Source organism: Methyloversatilis sp., assembly GCF_030698125.1.
Classification (GTDB): Bacteria; Pseudomonadota; Gammaproteobacteria; order Burkholderiales; family Rhodocyclaceae; genus Methyloversatilis.
Genome location: NZ_JAUYNV010000005.1, coordinates 43,052 through 64,151 on the forward strand (window position 1 = coordinate 43,052; position 21,100 = coordinate 64,151).

General features: G+C 64.7%; 21 protein-coding genes. 15 read left to right on the top strand and 6 right to left on the bottom strand.

What is annotated here, in order from left to right; translation table 11 throughout:
* Positions 1 to 47: 47 nt before the first annotated feature.
* The 13 genes from Q8Q80_RS01990 (at position 48) to ispF (ending at position 11,883) form a co-directional block, all read left to right on the top strand.
* Positions 48 to 674, top strand: coding sequence for a hypothetical protein (locus tag Q8Q80_RS01990; protein ID WP_305631326.1), 627 nt, complete (start codon positions 48 to 50; stop codon positions 672 to 674).
* A gap of 1 nt (position 675) precedes the next feature.
* The gene (gene truA, locus Q8Q80_RS01995) at positions 676 to 1,482 is read left to right on the top strand and encodes a tRNA pseudouridine(38-40) synthase TruA (RefSeq protein ID WP_305631327.1); all 807 of its coding nucleotides are present in this window, start codon (positions 676 to 678) and stop codon (positions 1,480 to 1,482) included.
* A 29-nt stretch (positions 1,483 to 1,511) separates the two neighbouring features.
* The gene (locus Q8Q80_RS02000; protein WP_305631328.1) at positions 1,512 to 2,150 is read left to right on the top strand and encodes a phosphoribosylanthranilate isomerase; all 639 of its coding nucleotides are present in this window, start codon (positions 1,512 to 1,514) and stop codon (positions 2,148 to 2,150) included.
* A complete protein-coding gene (gene trpB / locus Q8Q80_RS02005) occupies positions 2,125 to 3,357 on the top strand; it encodes a tryptophan synthase subunit beta (RefSeq protein WP_305631329.1) in 1,233 nt (410 codons plus the stop codon). Before Q8Q80_RS02000 ends, trpB begins: the two co-directional genes overlap by 26 nt.
* A gap of 64 nt (positions 3,358 to 3,421) precedes the next feature.
* Entirely contained in the window at positions 3,422 to 4,234 is an 813-nt protein-coding gene (gene trpA / locus Q8Q80_RS02010; RefSeq protein WP_305631330.1) for a tryptophan synthase subunit alpha, read from the top strand.
* Positions 4,231 to 5,100 carry an acetyl-CoA carboxylase, carboxyltransferase subunit beta gene (accD, locus tag Q8Q80_RS02015; RefSeq protein ID WP_305631331.1) on the top strand — a complete coding sequence of 290 codons (870 nt, stop codon included), beginning with the start codon at positions 4,231 to 4,233 and terminating at the stop codon, positions 5,098 to 5,100. The genes trpA and accD overlap by 4 nt, the downstream gene beginning before the upstream one ends.
* Before the next feature lie 58 nt (positions 5,101 to 5,158).
* The gene (gene folC, locus Q8Q80_RS02020; protein WP_305631332.1) at positions 5,159 to 6,451 is read left to right on the top strand and encodes a bifunctional tetrahydrofolate synthase/dihydrofolate synthase; all 1,293 of its coding nucleotides are present in this window, start codon (positions 5,159 to 5,161) and stop codon (positions 6,449 to 6,451) included.
* Between the two features lie 24 nt (positions 6,452 to 6,475).
* Positions 6,476 to 7,132, top strand: a complete 657-nt coding sequence (locus tag Q8Q80_RS02025) for an SPOR domain-containing protein (protein ID WP_305631333.1) — start codon at positions 6,476 to 6,478, stop codon at positions 7,130 to 7,132.
* The gene (locus Q8Q80_RS02030) at positions 7,129 to 7,623 is read left to right on the top strand and encodes a CvpA family protein (protein ID WP_257081444.1); all 495 of its coding nucleotides are present in this window, start codon (positions 7,129 to 7,131) and stop codon (positions 7,621 to 7,623) included. The genes Q8Q80_RS02025 and Q8Q80_RS02030 overlap by 4 nt, the downstream gene beginning before the upstream one ends.
* A 5-nt stretch (positions 7,624 to 7,628) precedes the next feature.
* On the top strand, positions 7,629 to 9,158 hold the full coding sequence (gene purF, locus Q8Q80_RS02035) for an amidophosphoribosyltransferase (RefSeq protein WP_305631334.1): 1,530 nt from the start codon (positions 7,629 to 7,631) through the stop codon (positions 9,156 to 9,158).
* 285 nt (positions 9,159 to 9,443) lie between these two features.
* Positions 9,444 to 10,658: an O-succinylhomoserine sulfhydrylase gene (locus Q8Q80_RS02040; RefSeq protein WP_305631335.1), complete on the top strand. Its 1,215-nt coding sequence runs from the start codon at positions 9,444 to 9,446 to the stop codon at positions 10,656 to 10,658.
* Between the two features lie 8 nt (positions 10,659 to 10,666).
* Entirely contained in the window at positions 10,667 to 11,362 is a 696-nt protein-coding gene (gene ispD / locus Q8Q80_RS02045) for a 2-C-methyl-D-erythritol 4-phosphate cytidylyltransferase (RefSeq protein ID WP_305631336.1), read from the top strand.
* Complete coding sequence (gene ispF, locus Q8Q80_RS02050) at positions 11,359 to 11,883, top strand: 2-C-methyl-D-erythritol 2,4-cyclodiphosphate synthase (RefSeq protein ID WP_305631337.1); 525 nt, start codon at positions 11,359 to 11,361, stop codon at positions 11,881 to 11,883. Before ispD ends, ispF begins: the two co-directional genes overlap by 4 nt.
* Before the next feature lie 232 nt (positions 11,884 to 12,115).
* On the opposite strand, the gene Q8Q80_RS02055 is transcribed toward ispF, so the two are convergent.
* The 6 genes from Q8Q80_RS02055 to Q8Q80_RS02080 form a co-directional block, all read right to left on the bottom strand.
* Positions 12,116 to 12,322 carry a hypothetical protein gene (locus Q8Q80_RS02055; RefSeq protein WP_150123876.1) on the bottom strand — a complete coding sequence of 69 codons (207 nt, stop codon included), beginning with the start codon at positions 12,320 to 12,322 and terminating at the stop codon, positions 12,116 to 12,118.
* A gap of 537 nt (positions 12,323 to 12,859) precedes the next feature.
* Positions 12,860 to 13,606: an SDR family oxidoreductase gene (locus tag Q8Q80_RS02060; protein ID WP_305631338.1), complete on the bottom strand. Its 747-nt coding sequence runs from the start codon at positions 13,604 to 13,606 to the stop codon at positions 12,860 to 12,862.
* Positions 13,607 to 13,729: 123 nt separating this feature from the next.
* Positions 13,730 to 14,560 (bottom strand): UDP-2,3-diacylglucosamine diphosphatase, encoded by an 831-nt coding sequence (locus tag Q8Q80_RS02065; RefSeq protein ID WP_305631339.1) that lies wholly within the window; start codon positions 14,558 to 14,560, stop codon positions 13,730 to 13,732.
* Between the two features lie 90 nt (positions 14,561 to 14,650).
* Entirely contained in the window at positions 14,651 to 15,784 is a 1,134-nt protein-coding gene (locus tag Q8Q80_RS02070) for a hypothetical protein (protein WP_305631340.1), read from the bottom strand.
* 256 nt (positions 15,785 to 16,040) lie between these two features.
* Complete coding sequence (locus Q8Q80_RS02075; protein ID WP_305631341.1) at positions 16,041 to 16,676, bottom strand: ANTAR domain-containing response regulator; 636 nt, start codon at positions 16,674 to 16,676, stop codon at positions 16,041 to 16,043.
* The gene (locus Q8Q80_RS02080; protein ID WP_305631342.1) at positions 16,669 to 17,841 is read right to left on the bottom strand and encodes a transporter substrate-binding domain-containing protein; all 1,173 of its coding nucleotides are present in this window, start codon (positions 17,839 to 17,841) and stop codon (positions 16,669 to 16,671) included. Before Q8Q80_RS02080 ends, Q8Q80_RS02075 begins: the two co-directional genes overlap by 8 nt.
* A gap of 269 nt (positions 17,842 to 18,110) precedes the next feature.
* On the opposite strand from Q8Q80_RS02080, the gene Q8Q80_RS02085 reads away from it, so the two are divergent.
* Complete coding sequence (locus Q8Q80_RS02085; RefSeq protein WP_305631343.1) at positions 18,111 to 18,551, top strand: N,N-dimethylformamidase, small subunit; 441 nt, start codon at positions 18,111 to 18,113, stop codon at positions 18,549 to 18,551.
* A 134-nt stretch (positions 18,552 to 18,685) separates the two neighbouring features.
* Entirely contained in the window at positions 18,686 to 21,082 is a 2,397-nt protein-coding gene (locus Q8Q80_RS02090) for a N,N-dimethylformamidase beta subunit family domain-containing protein (RefSeq protein WP_305631344.1), read from the top strand.
* Positions 21,083 to 21,100 lie beyond the last annotated feature (18 nt).

Sequence of the window (21,100 nt, forward strand, 5' to 3'; positions counted from 1 at the left end):
GGCCCCGCCCGGCGCTATGCTTGACGCAATGTTCCTGCGTCGTCCCCATGTACGCTACCGATACTGACCCTGCCGCGCCGCGACTGCATGCGGCTACGTTGCTCGCGCTCTGGCTGTTCTGGCTGCTTGCCGGGCAGGCGGCAGGCTCGCCCTGGCATGAGCTGTGGTCAGGCCTGTCGATCACCGGCGCCCTCCTGTTCGCCCCACGCCGCTTCCTCCGCCTGCTGCGCCGTCTGCGCTGGCTGTTGCTGGCCGTCCTGCTCACCTTTGCGTTCGCCACGCCCGGGCGTCTGCTGGTACCCGATTTCCCGGCGGGCCCGAGTGTCGAAGGCCTGCTGGCTAGCCTGTCTGCCATGAGCAAGCTGATCGGCATGGCCGCTGCCGTTGCCGTATTGCTCGAACGGCTGACGCCGGCACGGCTCACCGGGGCCATTCACCGACTGGTTCATCCGATGTCGGCGGATCATCCGTCGCCCGGAAGCTTCGCCTTGCGCCTGCAACTCGTCCTGCACGAAATCGACCACCAGGTGCCCGGGCGCAACTGGCGTTCCTGGCTGGAAGACGGCGACAGCGGAACGCCTCTGACGGTCGAGGCGTGTGCACCGCTGGCCGCGACGGATCGTGTCGTGCTGCTCGCTGCCGCCGGCATGCTCGTCGTCTGGCACTGGGCCTGACGTGCGCATTGCGCTGGGTGTCGAATACGACGGATCGGCCTTTCGCGGCTGGCAATCGCAGGCGATCGGCCTGACGGTGCAGGACACGCTGGAAGCCGCCTTGTCCGCCATCGCGGCGCATCCCCTTCGCGTGCAGGCCTCCGGTCGCACCGATACCGGTGTCCATGCGACCGCTCAGGTGGTGCATTTCGACACCTCAGCGATGCGTCCGGACACGGCTTGGGTGCGCGGCTGCAACGCGCTGCTGCCGCCGTCGGTTGCCGTGCGTTGGGCCACACCGGTCGCCGACGACTTCAACGCACGTTTTTCGGCGCATTCGCGCAGCTACCGCTACTGCCTTTACAACCATCCGGTCCGTCCGGCGCTGTCGGCGACTCTGGCCGGCTGGTTTCATCGACCGCTTGACGAGGTCCGTATGCAGGCCGCCGCGACCGCGCTGATCGGCACGCATGATTTTTCCGCCTTCCGGTCGTCGGAATGCCAGGCGCGCAGTCCGGTACGCACCTTGTCCGGGCTGACGCTGATGCGCCAGGGCGACTGGATAATGTTTGACCTGACGGCCAACGCCTTCCTGCATCACATGGTGCGCAACATCATCGGCGCGCTGGTGGAGGTCGGGTGCAGCCGGCGCGATCCACCATGGGTCGGCGAACTGCTGGCAGGGCAGGACCGGCGACTGGGAGCCCCCACTTTTTCCGCCAGTGGCCTTTATCTGGCCGGTGTGGGCTACGATGCGTGTTGGCATCTGCCGGCGAGTCAGCAAGGGTTGCGCCTTCCGGCAATCGGACCGGGCGTGGCACCGGGCTGAAGTATCTTCACGATCATCTCCAGGGACGAATGGTGCGCAAGACCCGTATCAAGGTGTGTGGCTTCACCCGTGAAGCCGACCTCGAAGCCGCGCTGGGCCTGGGTGTCGACGCAGTCGGTTTCGTCCTTTATCCGCCCAGCCCGCGAGCGGTGACGGTCGAACGGACCGCAGTGCTGGCTTCGCGGGTACCGCCCTTCGTGACACGGGTCGGGCTGTTCGTCAATGAAGACGCCGGATTGATCGGCGAAGCCGCGCGCGAAGCGCGTCTCGATTGCCTGCAGTTTCATGGCGACGAGACACCGGACGACTGCGAACGTTTCGGCCTCCCCTACATCAAAGCAGTCCGGGTGAGGCCGGGGCTGGATTTGCTAGAATGCGCGACCAGGTTTCGCGCTGCTCGTGCGCTGCTGCTGGACGCTTACTCGGATGGCTGGGGGGGGTCCGGCAAAAGCTTCGACTGGTCGCTGATCCCGCCCGACCTTCCACTGCCGGTCATCCTGTCCGGCGGGCTGGACCCGGAAACTGTGGCAGACGCGATCCGGCGCGTGGCGCCGGCTGCGGTCGATGTCAGTAGCGGCGTGGAATCCGCCAAAGGAATCAAGGATGTGGCCAGGGTGGCTGCGTTCATATCAGGAGTGGAAAATGGGGAAGCTCGACCTGCCGGCTGAGGTATCTGCCTCCGCCTACAACCTGCCGGACACGACCGGGCATTTTGGTCCGTATGGCGGCACCTTCGTCGCCGAAACCCTGATTGCCGCGCTCGATGAGCTGCGGGATACCTACGAATCACTGAAGAACGAACCGGCGTTCCGTGCTGAGTTCGAATACGAGTTGAAGCATTACGTCGGCCGCCCGAGCCCGATCTTCCACGCCCGCCGCCTGTCCGAAGCGGCGGGTGGCGCGCAGATCTACCTCAAGCGCGAAGACCTGAACCACACCGGCGCACACAAGATCAACAACGTGATCGGCCAGGCCATGGTGGCCAAGCACATGGGCAAGCCGCGCGTGATCGCGGAAACCGGTGCCGGCCAGCACGGCGTTGCCACCGCGACGATCGCCGCCCGCCTCGGCATGGAATGCGTGGTCTACATGGGCAGTGAGGACGTGAAGCGTCAGGCGGCCAACGTCTATCGGATGAAGCTGCTCGGTGCCACGGTGGTGCCGGTCGAATGCGGCTCGAAAACGTTGAAGGACGCGCTGAACGAAGCCATGCGCGACTGGGTGACCAACGTCGCCAACACCTTCTACATCATCGGTACCGTGGCTGGCCCGCATCCCTACCCGATGATGGTGCGCGACTTCCAGTCGGTCATCGGCGAAGAGTGCAAGTGGCAGATGCCGGAAATGATCGGCCGCCAGCCGGACGCCGTGATCGCCTGTGTCGGTGGCGGCTCGAACGCGATGGGCATCTTCTATCCCTACATTCCCTATCCGGACGTGCGCCTGATCGGGGTCGAGGCAGCCGGGCACGGCATTTCGACCGGCATGCATTCGGCGTCGCTGTGTGCCGGGCGCCCGGGCGTGCTGCACGGCAATCGCACCTATCTGCTGCAGGACGAGAACGGCCAGATCATCGAAACGCATTCAGTGTCGGCCGGCCTCGACTACCCTGGCGTCGGCCCGGAACACGCCTGGCTGAAGGACTGTGGCCGCGCCGAGTACGTGGCGATCGACGACGAGGAAGCGCTCGCCGCCTTCCACAAGACCTGCCGCATGGAAGGCATCATTCCGGCGCTCGAATCGTCGCATGCGGTCGCCTACGCCATGAAGATGGCGGCCGGCATGTCGAAGGACGCGGTGCTGCTGGTCAACCTGTCCGGCCGTGGCGACAAGGACATGCATACCGTGGCCGAGAAGTCCGGCATCAAGTTCTGACCTGCTTTCCCACCATCCTGTTGTCAGCCGGGTGGCGGAAGCCGCCCGGCGACGGTTTCCGAAAATGTCCCGAATCACTCAAACACTGTCCGCGCTGGACGGCGCCGGTCGCAAGGCGCTGATTCCATTCGTCACCGCGGGCGACCCGGACCTGTCGGTCACGGTGCCGCTGATGCACACGCTGGTCGAAGCGGGCGCCGACATCATCGAACTCGGGGTACCTTTTTCCGACCCGATGGCCGATGGCCCGACGATACAGCGCGCGTCCGAGCGGGCGTTGCTCAAGAAGGTGTCCCTGCGCCAGGTCATCGCGGCGGTGGCCGAATTCCGCACCCGCAACACGACGACGCCGGTCGTGCTGATGGGCTATGCCAATCCGATCGAGGCCATGGGTGTCGACGCGTTCGCCGACGCGGCATCGGCGGCCGGTGCAGATGGCGTGCTGGTCGTGGATTACCCGCCGGAAGAGTCGCGTGAATTCGCGAAGGTGGTGCGCGCAGCCGGGCTGGACGTCATCTTCCTGCTGGCGCCGACCTCGACCGACGCACGCATCCGCGCCGTCGGCGAAATCGGTAGCGGCTATATCTATTACGTGTCGCTGAAAGGCGTGACTGGCGCCGGCCACATCGATATCGATGCCGTATCGAAGCGCATTCCGCTGATCCGCGACATGGTCGGTCTGCCGGTCGGCGTCGGTTTCGGCGTACGTGACGGCGCCTCGGCGAAGGCGCTGGCTTCCGTGGCCGACGCGGTTGTCATCGGCAGCCGCATCATCGAGGAAATCGAGAACAGTCCGGCAGACGAAATACTGCCGCGCGTGAAGACACTGCTGAGCGGCATCCGCGCGGCGATGGACAGCGTCGAGGTGACGGCATGAGCTGGCTGCAGAAACTTCTGCCGCCGAAGATCAACCGCAGCGAGGCCGCCGGACGCAAGTCGGTTCCCGAAGGCCTGTGGTCGAAGTGCCCGGCCTGCGAAGCGGTGCTCTACACCGCCGATCTGGCGGCCAACACCGGCGTCTGCCCGAAGTGCAATCACCACTCGCGTGTACGCGCCCGCGTGCGGCTGGATGCCCTGCTCGATCGTGAAGGCCGCTTCGAGATCGGTGCCGAGGTCATGCCGGTTGATCCGCTGAAGTTCCGTGACAGCAAGCGCTACGCCGACCGTCTGAACGCGGCCGCCGACGAAACCGGCGAGGGCGACGCACTGATCGTCATGCAGGGCGCGATCAGGACCGTGCCCGTGGTGGTCGCCTGTTTCGAGTTCGAATTTCTCGGTGGATCAATGGGCTCGGTCGTTGGCGAACGCTTCGTGCGCGGCGTGCGCGTCGCGGTTGAACAGCGCCTTCCCTTCGTCTGCATCGCAGCGAGCGGCGGCGCGCGCATGCAGGAGGGCCTTTTTTCGCTGATGCAGATGGCCAAGACCACCGCCGCACTCACCCAGCTGGCCCAGCACAAGCTGCCCTTCATTTCGGTGCTGACCGACCCGACCATGGGCGGCGTGTCGGCCAGCTTCGCGTTCATGGGCGACATCGTCATCGCCGAGCCAGGTGCGCTGATCGGTTTCGCCGGCCCGCGCGTGATCGAGCAGACTGTGCGCGAAAAGCTTCCTGAAGGCTTCCAGCGCGCCGAATTCCTGGTCGAGAAGGGTGCTGTCGACATGATCGTCGATCGCCGCGAAATGCCCGACCGCATCGCCGGCCTGCTGTCCGCGCTGCAACGCATGCCGGCATTGACGTGCTGAACCGGACCGCGCCGCGACCGCTGCGTCGCATGACAACCGTGCCCGGCCCGTTGATCACATGCCGCTGACGCTGACCGAGTGGCTGCAGCACCTTGAAAGCCTGCATCCGAAGGTGATCCAGCTCGGGCTGGACCGCGTGCTCAGCGTGAAGGCGGCGCTCGGCATCACGCAGACCATCCCGCTGTTCATCGTCGGCGGCACCAACGGCAAGGGCTCGACCTGTGCGATGCTCGAACGCATCCTGCGCTGCGCCGGCTATCGTGTCGGCACCTACACGTCGCCGCATCTGCTGGCCTACAACGAACGCGTCCGGATCAACGGCGAACCGGCCAGCGATGACGCCCTGTGCGCAGGTTTTGCCGAGGTCGAACAGGCGCGCGGCGATACCGCGCTGACCTATTTCGAGTTCGGCACCCTGGGGGCGTGGCAGGTGTTCGAGCGCGCCGACCTCGATGTGATCGTGATGGAAGTGGGGCTGGGCGGCCGTCTTGACGCGGTGAACGCGTTCGACGCCGACTGCGCCATCGTCACCAGTGTCGATCTCGACCACATGGAATATCTCGGTGATACGCGCGAGCTGATCGGTCGCGAAAAGGCCGGCATCTTCCGTGCGGGGCGTCCGGCCATCGTCGGTGATCCGATGCCGCCTGCCACGGTGATCGAGTACGCGCAGGCTATCGGCGCAGTGCTGAAGGTGTCCGGCCGCGATTTCGGCTTTGCCGGTGACCGGCAGCAGTGGGGCTACTGGCGGCGCGAGCCGGAACGACTGGTCAAGCGTGGCGGGCTGGGCTATCCGGCGCTGCGCGGTGCCAACCAGCTGCTCAATGCATCGGCGGTGATCACCGCGCTGGACGCCATGTCCGACCAGGTTCCGGTATCCGTCGGCGACATCCGGCTCGGGCTGGCGACGGTCGAACTGCCCGGCCGCTTCCAGGTGATGCCCGGCCGTCCGTCGGTCATTTTCGACGTCGCGCACAACCCGCATGCCGCCTCGGTGCTGAACGAAAACCTGTCGAGCATGGGTTTCTATCCGGAAACCTGGGCCGTGCTGGGCATGTTGCGCGACAAGGACATCGCGGGCGTGCTCGACCGTCTCAAGGGGCGCATCGACCACTGGATGCTGTGCGACCTCGGCGGCCCGCGCGGTACGCTGGCCGGCGACATCGCCGAAATGATTGCCGGACAGGGTATTCCGGGCAGCGTGTCGACCTTTGCCAGCCCGGTCGACGCATGGCAGGCCACCCGGGAACGGGTGGGTGCAGATGATAGAATCGTCGTGTTCGGATCCTTCCTCACCGTCGCCGAAGTCATGCGCGAATACGCGCGCTCGCCCCTGCCTTCAAAAGGCTGAACCCACCCGCAGGATGCGCCCGACGTGGCTTCTACCGCCCCCGATCTCCAGACTGAATTGCGCAAGCGCGCCCGCCGGCGCCTGCTCGGCGCCATTGCGCTCGCGCTGACCGCGGCCATCGTGCTGCCGGTCGTGATGGACCACGAGCCGCGCGCCCCGGCGCAGGACATTGCAGTGCGCATTCCGCCGCGTGACAGCCTGCCGGCGCTGGCCCAGCCGGTGCGCCCCGAGCCGGCAGATACCGACGTGATGATTCCGCCCGCGCCGCCGGATACCGAATCCACAGCACCGGCGACGACCGCGTCAGCCCCCGTTGCACCGCCCGCACCACCTGCGCCACCCGCGCCCGTTCCCGCGCCACCGAAAGCCGAGCCACCCAAGCCGGCTGCTGCGCCCGCTGCGGCGAGCGAAGCGTCTCGCGTGGCGGCCCTGCTCGATGGCAAGTCGGGCGCCTTCGCATTGCAGCTGGGCGTGTTCAGCGACGCCGCGAATGTGGCCAAACTCCGGGCGCGTGCGAAGGAACTGGGCTTTCCCACCTTCACCGAACCGGTGAAACTGGAAAACGGGCAGTCCCGGACGCGCGTCAAGGTCGGCCCGTTCCCGACTCGCGCTGCAGCCGAAGCGGCGCAGCGCAAGCTTGAAGGCGCCGGCATGCGTTCGATGGTGGCGCCGGCTGCATGACCGTACTGGACTACATCCTGATCGCCATCGTGGCGGTGTCCACGGCAATTGGGTTGATGCGCGGTCTGGTCAGCGAAGTGATTGCCCTGGCGGCGTGGGTGCTCGCCTTCATCGTCGCCCGGCAGTTCGGCGGCGACGTCGCCACGCTGCTGCCGGCCGGCCTGCAGGATCCGGGGTTGCGCATGGTCAGCGGTTTCGCGCTCGCCTTCGTTGCGGTGCTGCTGCTGTGCGGCGTACTGCGCTGGGTTTTGCGCTCGCTGATCAAGGCGACCGGACTCGATTTTCCCGATCGGGTGCTCGGGGGCTTGTTTGGGCTGGCTCGGGCCGCATTTATACTGCTTCTGATCGTGGTCGGTGCGGCCTTCACGCCCGCCCCCGAACAACCGTGGTGGCGCGCGGCGGCGCTGACGCCGCCGCTGGAAACCGCAGCAATCGCCCTGCGCCCGTGGCTGCCGGATGCAGTGGCAAAGAAGATTCGATTTAAGGCCTGACCATCATGTGCGGAATACTCGGCGTCGTTGCCACCTCTCCCGTCAATCAGCTCCTGTACGACGGACTGCTCGTGCTGCAGCACCGTGGCCAGGACGCGGCCGGCATCGCCACCGCGCAGGGCCAGAAATTCCACATGCACAAGAGTTCCGGGCTGGTACGCGACGTGTTCCGCACGCGCAACATGCGCACCCTGCTCGGTGACTGGGGCATCGCGCACGTGCGCTACCCGACCGCCGGATCGGCCTACAACGCCGCCGAGGCGCAACCCTTCTACGTCAATTCGCCCTTTGGCATCGTGCTGGCGCACAACGGCAACCTGACGAATTCGGAAGAGCTGAAGGACGACATGTTCCGCACCGACCTGCGGCACATCAACACCACATCCGATTCCGAAGTGCTGCTGAACGTACTGGCGCACGAAATGATGCAGTCGCTGCGCGAGCGGCCGACCTTCGACGAGCAGACGGTGTTCCGCGCCGTGGCCGGTGTACATCGCCGCTGTCGCGGGGCCTACGCCGTGGTCGCGATGATCGCCGGCTTCGGACTGCTGGCGTTCCGCGATCCGTACGGGATCCGCCCGTTGGTCATCGGTACGCACGAGACCGAACAAGGCACCGAATGGCTGGTCGCCTCGGAAAGCGTTGCGCTCGATACGCTGGGCTTCACGCTGCTGCGCGACATCGCGCCGGGTGAAGCCGTGCTGATTTCGCCGGAAGGCACGATGCAATCGCTGCAATGCGCCGCGCACCCGACGCAGGCGCCCTGTCTGTTCGAATACGTCTACCTGGCGCGCCCGGATTCGCTGATGGACGGCGTATCGGTGTACGAGTCGCGAGTGAAGATGGGCGAATTTCTTGCCCAGAAGATCCAGCGCGACCACGCCGGCCTGCAGATCGACGCGGTCATCCCGATTCCCGATTCCAGCCGTCCGTCGGCGATGGAACTGGCCCGCGTGCTCGATGTGCCGTATCGCGAAGGCTTCGTGAAGAACCGCTACATCGGCCGCACCTTCATCATGCCGGGGCAGGCAGTGCGCCGGAAGTCGGTGCGCCAGAAGCTCAATGCGATCACGCAGGAGTTCCGCGGCAAGAACGTGCTGCTGGTCGACGACTCGATCGTACGCGGCACGACCAGCCAGGAAATCGTCGCGATGGCGCGCGAAGCCGGCGCACAGAAGGTGTACTTCGCCTCGGCTGCGCCGCCGGTGCGGTTCGCCAATGTGTACGGGATCGACATGCCGACGCGCGACGAACTGATCGCGGCCAACCGCTCGGACGAGGAAATCCGCGTCGCCATCGGTGCCGACGAGTTGATCTACCAGACACTGGACATGCTCAAGGCCTCGATCACCGCCTGCAACCCGTCGATCGAACAGTTCGAAACGTCGTGCTTCGACGGCTGCTACGTCACGGGTGATGTAACCGCCGCCTACCTCGATGGCGTCGAGAACCAGCGCAAGGGCGCGCCAAGGCAGACCGACGACGACAGCGGTCAGCTTGATCTGAATCTGGTCACCTCGGAAGAAAATGCCTGAAAAGATTCATGAGCTTTCCCGGAATCCGGCTTGACCTGCCTGGCGGACCGGCAGTAATGTCCGGATACGCGCCGATTTGAATCCAGCTTGCGGGCGCGCGGGTCGAGGTCTCGACGAGACATTGACCCGGATAAATACGGCTAAAGCGGCGAAACGAATGCATTCTCGAACCCGTTTTGCCCCATCGGCAAAACGGGTTTTTTGTTTGGGGCCCATGTTTTCGCTTGTCCGTTTTCTGCTTTTCCGACACCTGGTTGCCGGCACTCGCGCCGGTTGGAGCACAGCATGAGCAGTCCTGAACTTACGCCGCCCGGTCGGGCGGCATTCGATCCGGATCAGTACGATCCGGAAACACTGGCTGTACGCGCCGGCATCGAGCGCAGCCAGTTCGGCGAACACAGCGAAGCGCTGTACCTGACGTCGAGCTTTGTGTTCAACAATGCCGCCGAGGCGGCGGCGCGCTTTTCCGGGGCCACGCCCGGCAATGTGTATGCGCGCTTCACCAATCCCACCGTCACGATGATGCAGGACCGCCTCGCCGCGCTGGAAGGTGCGGAGGCGTGCGTGGCCACCAGTTCCGGCATGTCGGCCATCCTGTCGATGGTGATGGCGCTGCTCAAGGGGGGCGACCACATCATCGCCTCGCGCAGCATTTTCGGCTCGACCCAGCAGCTGTTCGCCAATTACTTCGAAAAGTTCGGCATTTCGACCACGCTGGTGGATGCGACGGACATCGCTGCCTACCGTGCGGCTGTGCGTCCGCAGACCCGACTGTTCTTCATCGAAACGCCATCGAATCCGCTGACCGAGGTGATCGATATCCAGGCGGTCGCCGACGTGGCGCACGAAGCTGGCGCACTGCTGGCGGTCGACAACTGTTTCTGCTCGCCTGCGCTGCAGAAGCCGCTCGAACTGGGTGCCGACATCATCATCCACTCGGCCACCAAGTATCTGGACGGGCAGGGCCGCGTACTGGGCGGCGCGGTGTGCGGCCGCAAGGCAGAGATGGACGAGGTGCTGCGCTTCCTGCGCACCGCCGGTCCCACGCTGTCGCCGTTCAACGCATGGATCATCCTGAAGGGGCTGGAAACGCTGTCCATCCGCATGGAGGCGCAGTCGGCCCGGGCGCTCGAGCTGGCGCGCTGGCTAGAAAAGCAGGCCTGGGTCGAGCGGGTGTTCTATCCGGGCCTTGAATCGCATCCGCAGCACGCCATTGCGATGCGTCAGCAGAGCTCCGGTGCCGCCGTGGTGGCGTTCGAGGTGAAGGGCGGGCGCGACGAGGCGTGGAAGCTGATCGACTCGACCCGCATGCTGTCGATCACCGCCAACCTGGGTGACACCAAAACGACGATCACGCATCCGGCAACGACGACGCACGGGCGCATTTCGCAGGAGGCGCGCGACGCATCGGGCATCCGCGACAGCCTGATCCGCCTCGCGATCGGGCTCGAATCGGTCGCCGACATGCAGCGTGACCTGTCGCGCTGGCTGGCGGTGTAGGGTTGTCTGTGCCGCGCCATATCGCACTCGTTCCCGCCGCCGGCAGCGGCAGCCGTTTCGGTGCGCACCTGCCGAAGCAGTATCTGCCGCTGGCCGGCAAACCGCTGATCCATCATGCGCTGGCCACGCTGTGCGCGCATCCGCGCATCGACCGGGTGGTCGTCGTGTTGTCACCGGACGACCTGTACTGGCGCGACCACGACTGGTCGGCGCTCGGGTCGAAACTGATGCCGGTGCATTGCGGCGGTGCCAGCCGGGCGGTGTCGGTGCGCAATGGTCTGTTCGAACTGACCGGATGGGCGCGGCCGGACGACTGGGTGCTGGTGCATGACGCTGCGCGGCCCTGCCTGAGCGGTGCACTGCTGGACACGCTGATCACCGGACTGGCCGATGATGCCGTCGGCGGTCTGCTCGCCGTGCCGGTCGCCGACACGCTCAAGCGCGCCGATCACCATGGCCGGGTGGCATGCACCGTGCCGCGCGCAGCCATGTGGCAGGCGCAGACCCCGCAGATGTTCCGGCTTGCGCTGCTGCACGACGCGCTTGATCGCGGCACCGATGTCACCGACGAAGCTTCGGCGATCGAGGCAGCGGGCCTAGCGCCAAAACTGGTAGCGTCGAGCGCCGGCAACCTCAAGGTGACCTGGCCGGAAGACATGAAACTGGCCGAACTGATCCTGCGTACCCGGGAGGACTTGCAATGAGCAGCCTGATGCACGCCGCGCCGCTTCCATTCCGCATCGGTCAGGGCTTCGACGTCCATCGACTGGTCGACGGCCGGAAATGCATCATCGGCGGCGTCGACATTCCGCATGACAAGGGCCTGCTCGGCCATTCCGACGCCGATGTGTTGCTGCATGCGATCACCGATGCCCTGCTCGGTGCGGCCGGCCTGGGCGACATCGGCCGGCTGTTCCCGGACACCGATGCGGCCTACGCCGGCGCCGACAGCCGGGTGCTGCTGCGCGAGGCGGTCAGGCGGGTGCGCCTGACTGGCTGGGTGATCGGCAACATCGACGCGACGGTGATCTGCGAACAGCCGAAGATCACGCCGCATGCGGCACAGATGGCCGCCCACATCGCGGCTGACTGCGGCATCGCGCCGAACGCTGTGAACGTGAAGGGCAAGACGTCCGAGAAGCTGGGCTTTACCGGTCGTGGTGAGGGCATTGCGGCGCAGGCGGTCGCCCTGCTCGTCGCACCACCACCACCCTCCATGGGTTGAACGGCAACGGGCTGAAATGAAAAACGCCGCCGGCGTGGAATACGCCGGCGGCGAATGAAGCAGATAACCTGTCAGCCTGTCTTGTCGAGCAGCGGTCGCAACCACTTTGCGACGCCGCGTCGCCTGAGTACCTCGCGTTGTTCCGGTGTGAGCCGGATAGTGACAGGTACCGTCGGATCAACGGGTTTACGGCCGGCACCGACACGGGTACCGCCGTGCGGTGACCGCGACATCACGCCCGATCGAAGGTCGGAGACTTTTCCGGAACCACGTGGGTGAGATCGCCTTCGCCGATCAGGTAGTGATCGGTGCGTTTTGCCGAACGATTGTCGACCACCCCGAATGTCTTGTTGCTGTGGTGGTTGTACATCGTCGACATCTGCGCCGCCTTGCCGCTGTTGAAAAGTGCCTTTGCCTGATCCAGTGTGAGCATTGTCATAACCAACCTCCGTTGAGATGTCTGAGACGTGAGCCTTGAATAGAAACCGAGTGCAACCTTTGACGAACTGGTACTTCCGGTTACGCCGTCAGCGCTTTTATCGCGCGCGGCTTTTTTTGTATCCCTTGGGCCCCGCTACCTGCTCTCCTTGGGTTGATCCAGCCTGCGACATGCCGGCTGCCAGCTTCAAAGTAAGACATCAATCAAGACGTTTCAAGTAGTTTTTGAAACTGTTTTATCGCTTGAAAACAAAGCGTTGAAGAATTTCTTTTCTGCGGCGCAGCATCTGCTGCAATCACCTCGAATACATTGAAGCGGACTCTGACCGCAAAGGCGCTCCGGCATTGCATGTCAGTGGATTTTTCGTTGCCAGCAAAAGATTAGCGCGATAAGTTGTCGTGAGCGCCTTGATCGGCGCGGCTCTGTGCCATCTGTACCGGACAAGCGGGAGGCTGTTGCGTCGCGTCATCACGGCGCTGTTCCGTGACCGGTCGCGGGGCGCTTTTTCGACGGGTCGGTCTGTCGGACGGAGCCGGTTCAGCGCCCGCCGCTGACGTCCAGCAGTGCGCCGGTGGTGTAGGAAGCGTCGTCCGACAGCAACCACAGGATGGCGCGCGCCACTTCTTCCGGCTCGCCGCCGCGCTGCAGCGGCACAGAAGATTTCACCCGGTTCACCCGATCCGGTTCGCCGCCGGCGGCGTGGATGTCCGTGCGGATGACGCCGGGCCGGACGGCATTCACGCGGATGCCATCGGCCGCCACCTCCCTGGCCAGCCCGATCGTGAAGGTGTCGATGGCGCCCTTCGATGCGGCGTAGTCGACGTACTCGTCAGGCGAGCCAAGCCGTGACGCTGCCGACGACAGATTCACGATCGCGCCACCTGTGCCGCCATGCCGGCGCGACATGCGGCGCACGGCTTCGCGGGCGCACAGCATGCTGCCGATCACATTGGTTGCGAACACGCGACCGAGCCGCGCCGCGCTCATGTCTTCGACCCGGCTCTGCGATTCGAGGATGCCGGCGTTGTTCACCAGCGCCGACAGGCGGCCGAAGGCGTTATCGACGTCGCGGAACAGCCGCTCGACGTCCGCCTCGATGCTCACGTCGGCCGCCAGTGCGAGCGCCGTGCCGCCAGCCCTGGTGATGTCGCGGACCAGTACTTCGGCTGCGTCGCGCTGCCGCAGGTAGCTGACCACCACGGCATCGCCCTGCGCTGCGGCCAGACGCGCAGTCGCCGCGCCGATGCCGCGACTGCCGCCGGTGATGACGATGATTCGGTTCATGTTGAAGAAGCGCGAAGGTGATGCTGGAGATCCGGAAGGATAAGCCGGATCGAAACCTTGGCGCGATTGCCGCCATGCAGCCAGCTGGCATGCAGCGGTCGGCGGTCGGCGAAAACGCCGCGATCAGTGACTCATCACTTCCTCGGCGACCGGCAGCGTCATGCGGGCGCCGGGCGTGCGCAGGAACTGGCCCCAGTCGATGATGGCGAACCGGCCGTCGGCGTGTTCGACGATGGCGGTGCAACTGTCCACCCAGTCGCCGCAGTTCATGTAGACGACCCCGTCGATGGTGCGCTGGGCGACCGCATGGATGTGGCCGCAGATGACGCCATCAACGCCGCGGCTGCGCGCCTCGTGCATGACCGAATCCTCGAAATCGTAGATGAAGCTGACCGCGCTCTTCACCTTGCGCTTGGCATATCCGGCCAGTGACCAGTAGCCGGCGATGCCGAGCCGGCGGCGCACGCGCGACATCCATGCATTGATCCGTACCAGCGCGTTGTAGGCTACGTCGCCGAGCAGCGCGACCCAGCGGTGGTGGCGCGTCACCTGGTCGAAATCGTCGCCATGCACCAGCCAGTAGCGCTTGCCGTCCGCGGCGACGTGGATGTGATCGAGGTGGACCGCGATGTCGCCGAATACGGTGCCGGCATATTCGCGCAACGCCTCGTCGTGATTGCCCGGGACGAAGACGACCTGCGTGCCCTTGCGCGCACGCCGCAACACTTTCTGCACCACGGTGTTCTGTGCCGGCGTCCAGTGGATCGAGCGGCTCATCGACCAGAAGTCGATGATGTCGCCGATCAGATAGAGGTAGTCGGATTCGTAATGGCGCAGGAAGTCGAGCAGTGCGTCGGCCTGACAGCCGCGCGTACCCAGATGGATGTCGGACAGGAACAGTGCGCGTACGCGCTGGGGCGCGAATTCGTCGGCGGGGAGATCGGAAACATTCACCGCCCGGATTCAAGCCTGCCCGTGTGACAGCGCAGTGACGCGCGCGCGAAGAATTGGCGGCACGGCAGGCGGCGCGCCGTCGACGCGGGTTCAATACATCAGCTGCAGCCCGAGGATGAAGCGGTTGCGCGAGCGTGCGCCGTCGCTGCCCATCTCTGAGTAAAAGGCACTCAGCCGCGCGTTATGACCCGAAATGATGTAATTCACGCCGACGTCCCACTGGTCGTTGCGGGCGCCTGTGTCGGGCCGGAATTCCTGATAACGGATATTCGGCTCGAAACGGCCGATACCGATCTTCGTCGGGAACATGTAGGCGGCCGTCACGAACCAGGCGTCGCCCTGGATGGCGCCACCGCAGTTCGTGACACGGCTGCAGCCCGGATCGGCCGGTGATAGGTCGGCGACGCCGTCGGTGTCGTAGTCGTACCAGGCGCCTTCGAGCGTCACGACGGCGCCCGTGGACAGGCGGGTCTGCATCAGTGCGTCGAGGCTCCAGGCGGTGTAGTCGCCGCGGGTCAGTGCAGTGCCGACACCGTCCTTCTGCGTCCGCCAGGCGGCGCCGATGGTCAGTATTTCCTTTTCACCGAAGTAGTGGTTGCTGTTGAAGTACTCCGATTCCCGGTCGCGGAAGCTCCACGCGAAGCGTGTCGCGTACAGCAGCTGGTGCGACTCGTTCGACATATCCTCGCCGCGGTTTTTCCCCTGGAACGCGCCGACCATGTACTGCAACCGCTGGTCGAACACGCTGCCCCAGAGCGTTGCGCCATCATCGCGGCCGGTGTAAGCGTTGGGGTTGCGCGACACCATCGGGTATTCCCACACATTGGCGAAGTAGGGCCCCGCCATCTGCTGACGGTCACCCGGCACCACGTGGCGGCCGACCCACAGGTTGATGTTGTCGGTGAGGGTGAACTGGCCGACCAGATCGAGCAGGCGCATCGACTCACCCGACAGGCGCGCGAAATTGGTCATCAGTCCGATCTGTTTCGTGAACTTCGCGACCGTGATGATGCGGAAGGAATCGAGCCGCAGGTCGCTGTCGTGCGACCCGTCGGCCTGTTCGGCGCTCGTGTACGCGGCGCTTGACCAGACGCCGAGCGTCAGCGAACTGTCGCCCGGGCCGGTGAAGGTCGGGCCGGCGAAGGCATTGCCCGCGGCGGCGACACCGGCGGCGAGCGTGAAGGCGAGCGGCCCGCATCGCAGGCGGGAAGTCCTCTTCGTCATGGGGTGAGTGTCCTTTGGTGTGCAGTGGCTCGGTACGGGCCCCGGTCTTTGCCGGGTGTCCGCTTGATGCAACCGGCCATGCCCCATCCTGGGGCGGACAGGGGCAGCCGGGTCATGCGCGGCGCATTGTGCACCAAATTGGTGCAATGAGGTCGGTTGGCGCCAGGGGATATCCCGCGCTACCGCGCGAGCGGAAACGAAAAAGGCGTGCTCGCGCACGCCTTTCGGTTCCGGGGATGCGCCCGCTGGCGCCTGGCTACCCCGCCGGTCCCGACAGGATGGAATTGGCGTGGATGATGGCGCGTGCGATTTCCTCGGTCGGCACGCGGCGGCTCATCGCCTGCTCGCGGATGATGCGGTAGGCCTCGCTGTCGCCGACATTGCGCGTGCGCATCAGGATGGACTTCGCTTCGTTGATCTGATTGATGCCCAGCAGCTTCTGCTCAAGCCTGAGCACGCGCTTCTCGGCCTTGCGCATGGCTTCGTTCAGACCCACCGTCAGCACCAGCGTCGACAGGATGCCGGTCGAGCGGATCGGCGCCGTGAGCACACCCGTCGCACCCAGCTTGATCATGGCATCGAAGATGGTCGGGTTTTCGTAGCTGATGATGGCAATCACCGCGGGCGGCTGTTCCTGACGGACCCAGTTGAACGACATGCCCATGACGTCCTGGTCGACGGCACAGAACACCAGGTCGACGTTGTCCGGCAGATCGGGCACCGGCGGCCAGAAGGTCTGCACCTGGCAGCCGATGCGCTGCAACTGCTGGGTCAGGGTTTCGCCGTCCTCGTCCTTCGGGTGCAGCACGGCGACGCGCAGGCTGCGCAACTGCCTGAGGAATTCCGGTGTGAGCCGCGCACCGCGGCTGGAGGGGCGGGCCGGGCTACTCACGGCGGGTCTGCTCGTCGGCAGGCACGCGCAGGCGATTGCTCCAGTCGTCGAACGAATGACTGACCAGATAGGGATCGGGTTCGACACCCGACAGGGTTTCCGCAAGTATCGTGAATTGCCCGCTGTCGTTGACGCGGCCGATGCGCGGAAAAAGCCGCGTGTGGTGATTGTTCGGATTGACGCGGATGCGGCCCTGCGGCGCATCGAATTCCATGCCCAGCAGGTGCGGCAGCAGCACATCGCGTTCATCGCTGTTGGCAGCAGCGAAGGCGCCGGCAAACAGGTGCACCTGGTTGTAAGAGGATTCCCAGCTCATGTTGGGCTCGACCTGGGAACCGAAGAGCTTGCGGAAGTGCGCCACACAGTTGTGGTTGCGTTCGGTGTCGATCGACTGGAAATAGGGGCCCGCCGTGTAGTGACCTTCGGCGATGCGCTTGCCCATTTCGGCAATTTCTTCTTCGCTGGTACACAGGCTGGCGATCGGCATGCGCGCCGGATCGAGCCCAGCATCGGCAAAGGCCTGATAGAACATTCGCGTAGTCCGACCGACTACGGTCGAGAAGATGAAATCGGGCTGCTTGGCCTGAATGTCCTTGATGATGGGCGCAAAGGCGCTTTCCTGGGCGTCCAGCCGGACGTAGCGCTCGCCCAGTTTCGCGCCGCCCTGCCGCTGGTGTACGAAGTCGCTCATGATGCGGTTCGACTCGTACGGAAAGATGTAGTCGCTGCCCACCATGTAGACCCGCGCGCCGAAGCGGCTCGCCATGTAGTCGGCCAGCAGCGCGCTGTTCTGGTTCGGTGCGCCGCCGGTGTAGATGACGTTTTCCGAAAACTCGAAACCTTCGTACATCGTCGGGCAGAACAGCAGGCGGTTCCACTTCTCGACCACCGGAAGTATCGCCTTGCGCGTGCTCGACATGTAGCAGCCGAAGATGACATTCACCTTGTCTTCAAGCACCAGACGCGTGGCGAGCGACTTGAACATCTGCGGGCTGGAGTGCGGGTCGTAATAGACCGGCACGAGTTCGCGGCCATTCAGGCCGCCGGCATCGTTGATTTCACGTATTGCGAAGAGCGTGCCGAGCAGCATCGAATTTTCGATGCGCGAGGTCACACCCTCGCGCGAAAACAGGACGCCGACCTTGACCGGATCGGAGTTGGACACAGGACAGTGAAAGCGGAGAACGAAAAACGAATTTGATACTAACAGAGCTTGACGCAGTGCAGCGGGCGTGACTAGTATTGAGCCATCTCTTCACATCGCCAGCACTGCCGATGTGAGGCAAGGCAAAAGGGCCTGCTCGAATCTCCGGATTCGGCAGGCCCTTTTTTTTGCGTCTTTTGTCTTGCCGCGCTGCAACAGGCTGGCTGCAGCGTCGAGGGATTGATGATCGGCTTTCCATCCAATTTCCGTGTTCTGAAGGAGTCTGACCGATGATTTCGATACCGAAGAAAGGCACGCCGGAGCGCGATCGCCTGATCCGGGAGCATCTCGAGTGCGTGCAGTCGATGGCCGGCGTCGCGGGTTTTTCGGTGCTCAAGTGCGCCACGCCGGGCGACACCACCGTCATCAGCGGTGGCGTGCATGAAGACCCGCTGCTCAAGCGCGTGCTGCTGCGCATGCGGGGTACCTCGACGAAAGGCAAACTGGTCGTGATCTGTACCCGCCTCGATGCCGAATGGCGCATCGGGCGCTTGTCCGGTATCCGTGGTGTGCCGCCGGTATTTGCGACTGACGATGTCTACACCAGCGAGCAGGACATCCAGCACGCCATCTTCCTGATGCGCCTCGATGAAATGCCCGAATCCGACGGATTCCCGGAGCATTACCACGAAGGCTACAAGCGCCGCGACGACAACTGGCCGGTCACCTGATACCGCGTCGGTCGCGTCGACAGCCATTCAGCCAGCGGCCCCGGCACTGACGCCCGGGCACGCACTTCCCGCAAATTTCAAGCAACGCATCCGGACCCCCGGAGGGCGGCGCTCGACCAGGAGAGACGAACACCATGTGTGCAATGCGACTGACCGGATACGCCGACAAGTTCGGCGTCCATCCGGGCGACACGATCAGGTTCTACGTCAATTGCGATGGTCCCGCGAAGTACCGGGCGTCCGTCGTGCAGATGATCAACGGCGATACCAACCCGCGCGGTCCAGGTTTCATCGAGAAGGCGGTGGAGGCGGACTGCGAAGGCGTGTATGACGGCATCAAGCAGGTCGTCTACGGCGGTTCGTACGGCTTCGTGCCTGACGCACCGCAACTCAAGCCGGACAGTTTCACGCTGCAGTGCTGGATCTGGCCGACCACGCCCAAGACCGACAAGCGCTACTGGAAGCACGGTGCACAGGGGCTGGTGACCAAGTGGTCCGGCGGCAAGGGCTACGGACTGTTCATCAACACCGACGGCTGCGTCGAACTGCGCATCAATGGCGAAACGTACTCGAACGGTGCGCCGCTGCGCGACCACGCCTGGCACTTCATCGCCGCCAGTTTCGACGCGCTGACCGGCGAAGTGGTGCTGCATCACGAGCCGCAGGTGGTCTATGCGCTGGACCCGGAGATTCCGCCGGTCAAGGCGACCTTCAAGGGCAAGGTGGAACACACCGACCAGCCGCTGGTGATCGCCGGCTACGTCGATCATGTCGAACCGGGCCCGCTGGGGCTGCCGTCACTGCCTCAGGGCGTCATCGTCGGCGGTCACTACAACGGCAAGATCGACAGCCCGCGTCTGTGCAACCGCGCCCTGTCGCGCTTCGAGATCGAAATGATGAAGGGCGGCGCGCAGCCGGGCCTGACCGAACGCCGCAACGCCGGTCCGACCGGCGCGCTGTCTGAAGCCATCGTGGCCGCCTGGGATTTTTCCGATGGCATCGACACACTGATGGCGAAGGACGCCGGCCCGTACCGCTTCAACGCCACGCTCGTGAATTGCCCGACGCGCGCGCTGACCGGCTACAACTGGGCCGGCCAGACCTTCGACTGGAAGGTGTCGCCGAAGGAATACGGGGCCATCCACTTCCACGACGACGATCTCGACAACGCACGCTGGGAGGTGAGTTTCGAGTGGACGGTGCCGACCGGCATCAAGAGCCGCTTCTACGCCGCCAAGCTGACCACGCCCGAGGGCGACGAGGACTACATCCCGTTCTGGATCGTGCCGAAGATCGGCCAGGAACAGTCGAAGATCGCGGTCATGGTGCCCACGATCAGCTACATGGCCTACGCGAACGAACACGTGGCGTGCAACGCCGGTGGCGCGGAACTGTTCATCTATCGCGTACCCATCATGCAGCAGCAGAACATGTTCCTCGCCGAGCACCGCGAGTACGGCGGTTCGATCTACGACACCCACACCGACGGCAGCGGCATCTGCCTGTCGTCACGGCTGCGCCCCATCCTGAGCATCCGTCCAAAGTACGATCACTTTCTGGCCCAGGCGCCGTGGCAGTACCCGGCCGACCTGCACCTGATCTGCTGGCTGGAACAGATGGGCTATGAGTACGACGTGTTCACCGACGAGGACGCGACCTACGACGGTCTGGCACGACTGGAGAACTACAACGTCATCATCACCGGCTCGCACCCGGAGCACAACTCGGGTACCCAGCTCGACGCCCTGCACAATTACACGCAGCGCGGCGGTCGCCTGATGTACATGGGCGCCGACGCCTGGTACTGGGTGCATTCGTTCCACCCGGCCTACGACGGTCTGGGCCGCGGCGTGGTGACCGAAATGCGCCGCTGCGAATCCGGCATCCGCACCTGGCGCGCCGATCCGGGGGAGTACTACCACCAGGGCACCGGTGAGCTTGGCGGGATGTGGCGTTATCGCGGCCGCTATCTCCATTCGGTGGCCGGGACCGGCATGTCGTCCGAAGGTTTCGACATTTCGTCCTACTTCACGCGGACGCCGGAAAGTCTGGATCCGCGCGTGAGCTGGGCGTTCGACGGCATCACCTACGAAGAGAACCTGGGCAACTTCGGTCTGGTCGGCGGTGGCGCGGCCGGTCTGGAACTGGACATCGTCGACACCATGCTGGGTTCGCCGCCGCACATCCTCACCGTCGCCACGTCGGCCGGCCGTCATACCGAGGCCTACCTGCTGGTGATGGAGGATTTCGGCTTCAACCAGCAAGGTCTGGACGGCACCGTGCATCCGCGGGTGCGTGCCGACGTGACCTTCCACGAGACGCCGAACGGCGGCGGCTGCTTCGCGTTCAGCTCGATCGCCTACTGCGGTTCGCTGCCGTGGAACAACTGCGACAACAACATTTCGCGCCTGACCAGGAACGTGCTCGACCGCTTCATGCAGGACGGCCCGCTGCCGGCAGCGCCGAAGGAAGCATTCAAGCACCGCGGTCGCGCGGATTACGAGTCGCCGGCACTGGCGTCATCCACCTGAAACCCGTCTGCCCGTCCG

Coding starts and splice junctions, on each gene's coding strand:
- purF (WP_305631334.1), top strand. CDS start 7,629: ATGTGCGGAATACTCGGCGTCGTTGCCACCTCTCCCGTCAATCAGCTC.
- ispF (WP_305631337.1), top strand. CDS start 11,359: ATGAGCAGCCTGATGCACGCCGCGCCGCTTCCATTCCGCATCGGTCAG.
- trpA (WP_305631330.1), top strand. CDS start 3,422: ATGTCCCGAATCACTCAAACACTGTCCGCGCTGGACGGCGCCGGTCGC.
- Q8Q80_RS02085 (WP_305631343.1), top strand. CDS start 18,111: ATGATTTCGATACCGAAGAAAGGCACGCCGGAGCGCGATCGCCTGATC.
- Q8Q80_RS02000 (WP_305631328.1), top strand. CDS start 1,512: ATGGTGCGCAAGACCCGTATCAAGGTGTGTGGCTTCACCCGTGAAGCC.
- Q8Q80_RS02055 (WP_150123876.1), bottom strand. CDS start 12,322: ATGACAATGCTCACACTGGATCAGGCAAAGGCACTTTTCAACAGCGGC.
- Q8Q80_RS02030 (WP_257081444.1), top strand. CDS start 7,129: ATGACCGTACTGGACTACATCCTGATCGCCATCGTGGCGGTGTCCACG.
- Q8Q80_RS01990 (WP_305631326.1), top strand. CDS start 48: ATGTACGCTACCGATACTGACCCTGCCGCGCCGCGACTGCATGCGGCT.
- trpB (WP_305631329.1), top strand. CDS start 2,125: ATGGGGAAGCTCGACCTGCCGGCTGAGGTATCTGCCTCCGCCTACAAC.
- Q8Q80_RS02060 (WP_305631338.1), bottom strand. CDS start 13,606: ATGAACCGAATCATCGTCATCACCGGCGGCAGTCGCGGCATCGGCGCG.
- folC (WP_305631332.1), top strand. CDS start 5,159: ATGCCGCTGACGCTGACCGAGTGGCTGCAGCACCTTGAAAGCCTGCAT.
- Q8Q80_RS02090 (WP_305631344.1), top strand. CDS start 18,686: ATGTGTGCAATGCGACTGACCGGATACGCCGACAAGTTCGGCGTCCAT.
- Q8Q80_RS02040 (WP_305631335.1), top strand. CDS start 9,444: ATGAGCAGTCCTGAACTTACGCCGCCCGGTCGGGCGGCATTCGATCCG.
- Q8Q80_RS02070 (WP_305631340.1), bottom strand. CDS start 15,784: ATGACGAAGAGGACTTCCCGCCTGCGATGCGGGCCGCTCGCCTTCACG.
- accD (WP_305631331.1), top strand. CDS start 4,231: ATGAGCTGGCTGCAGAAACTTCTGCCGCCGAAGATCAACCGCAGCGAG.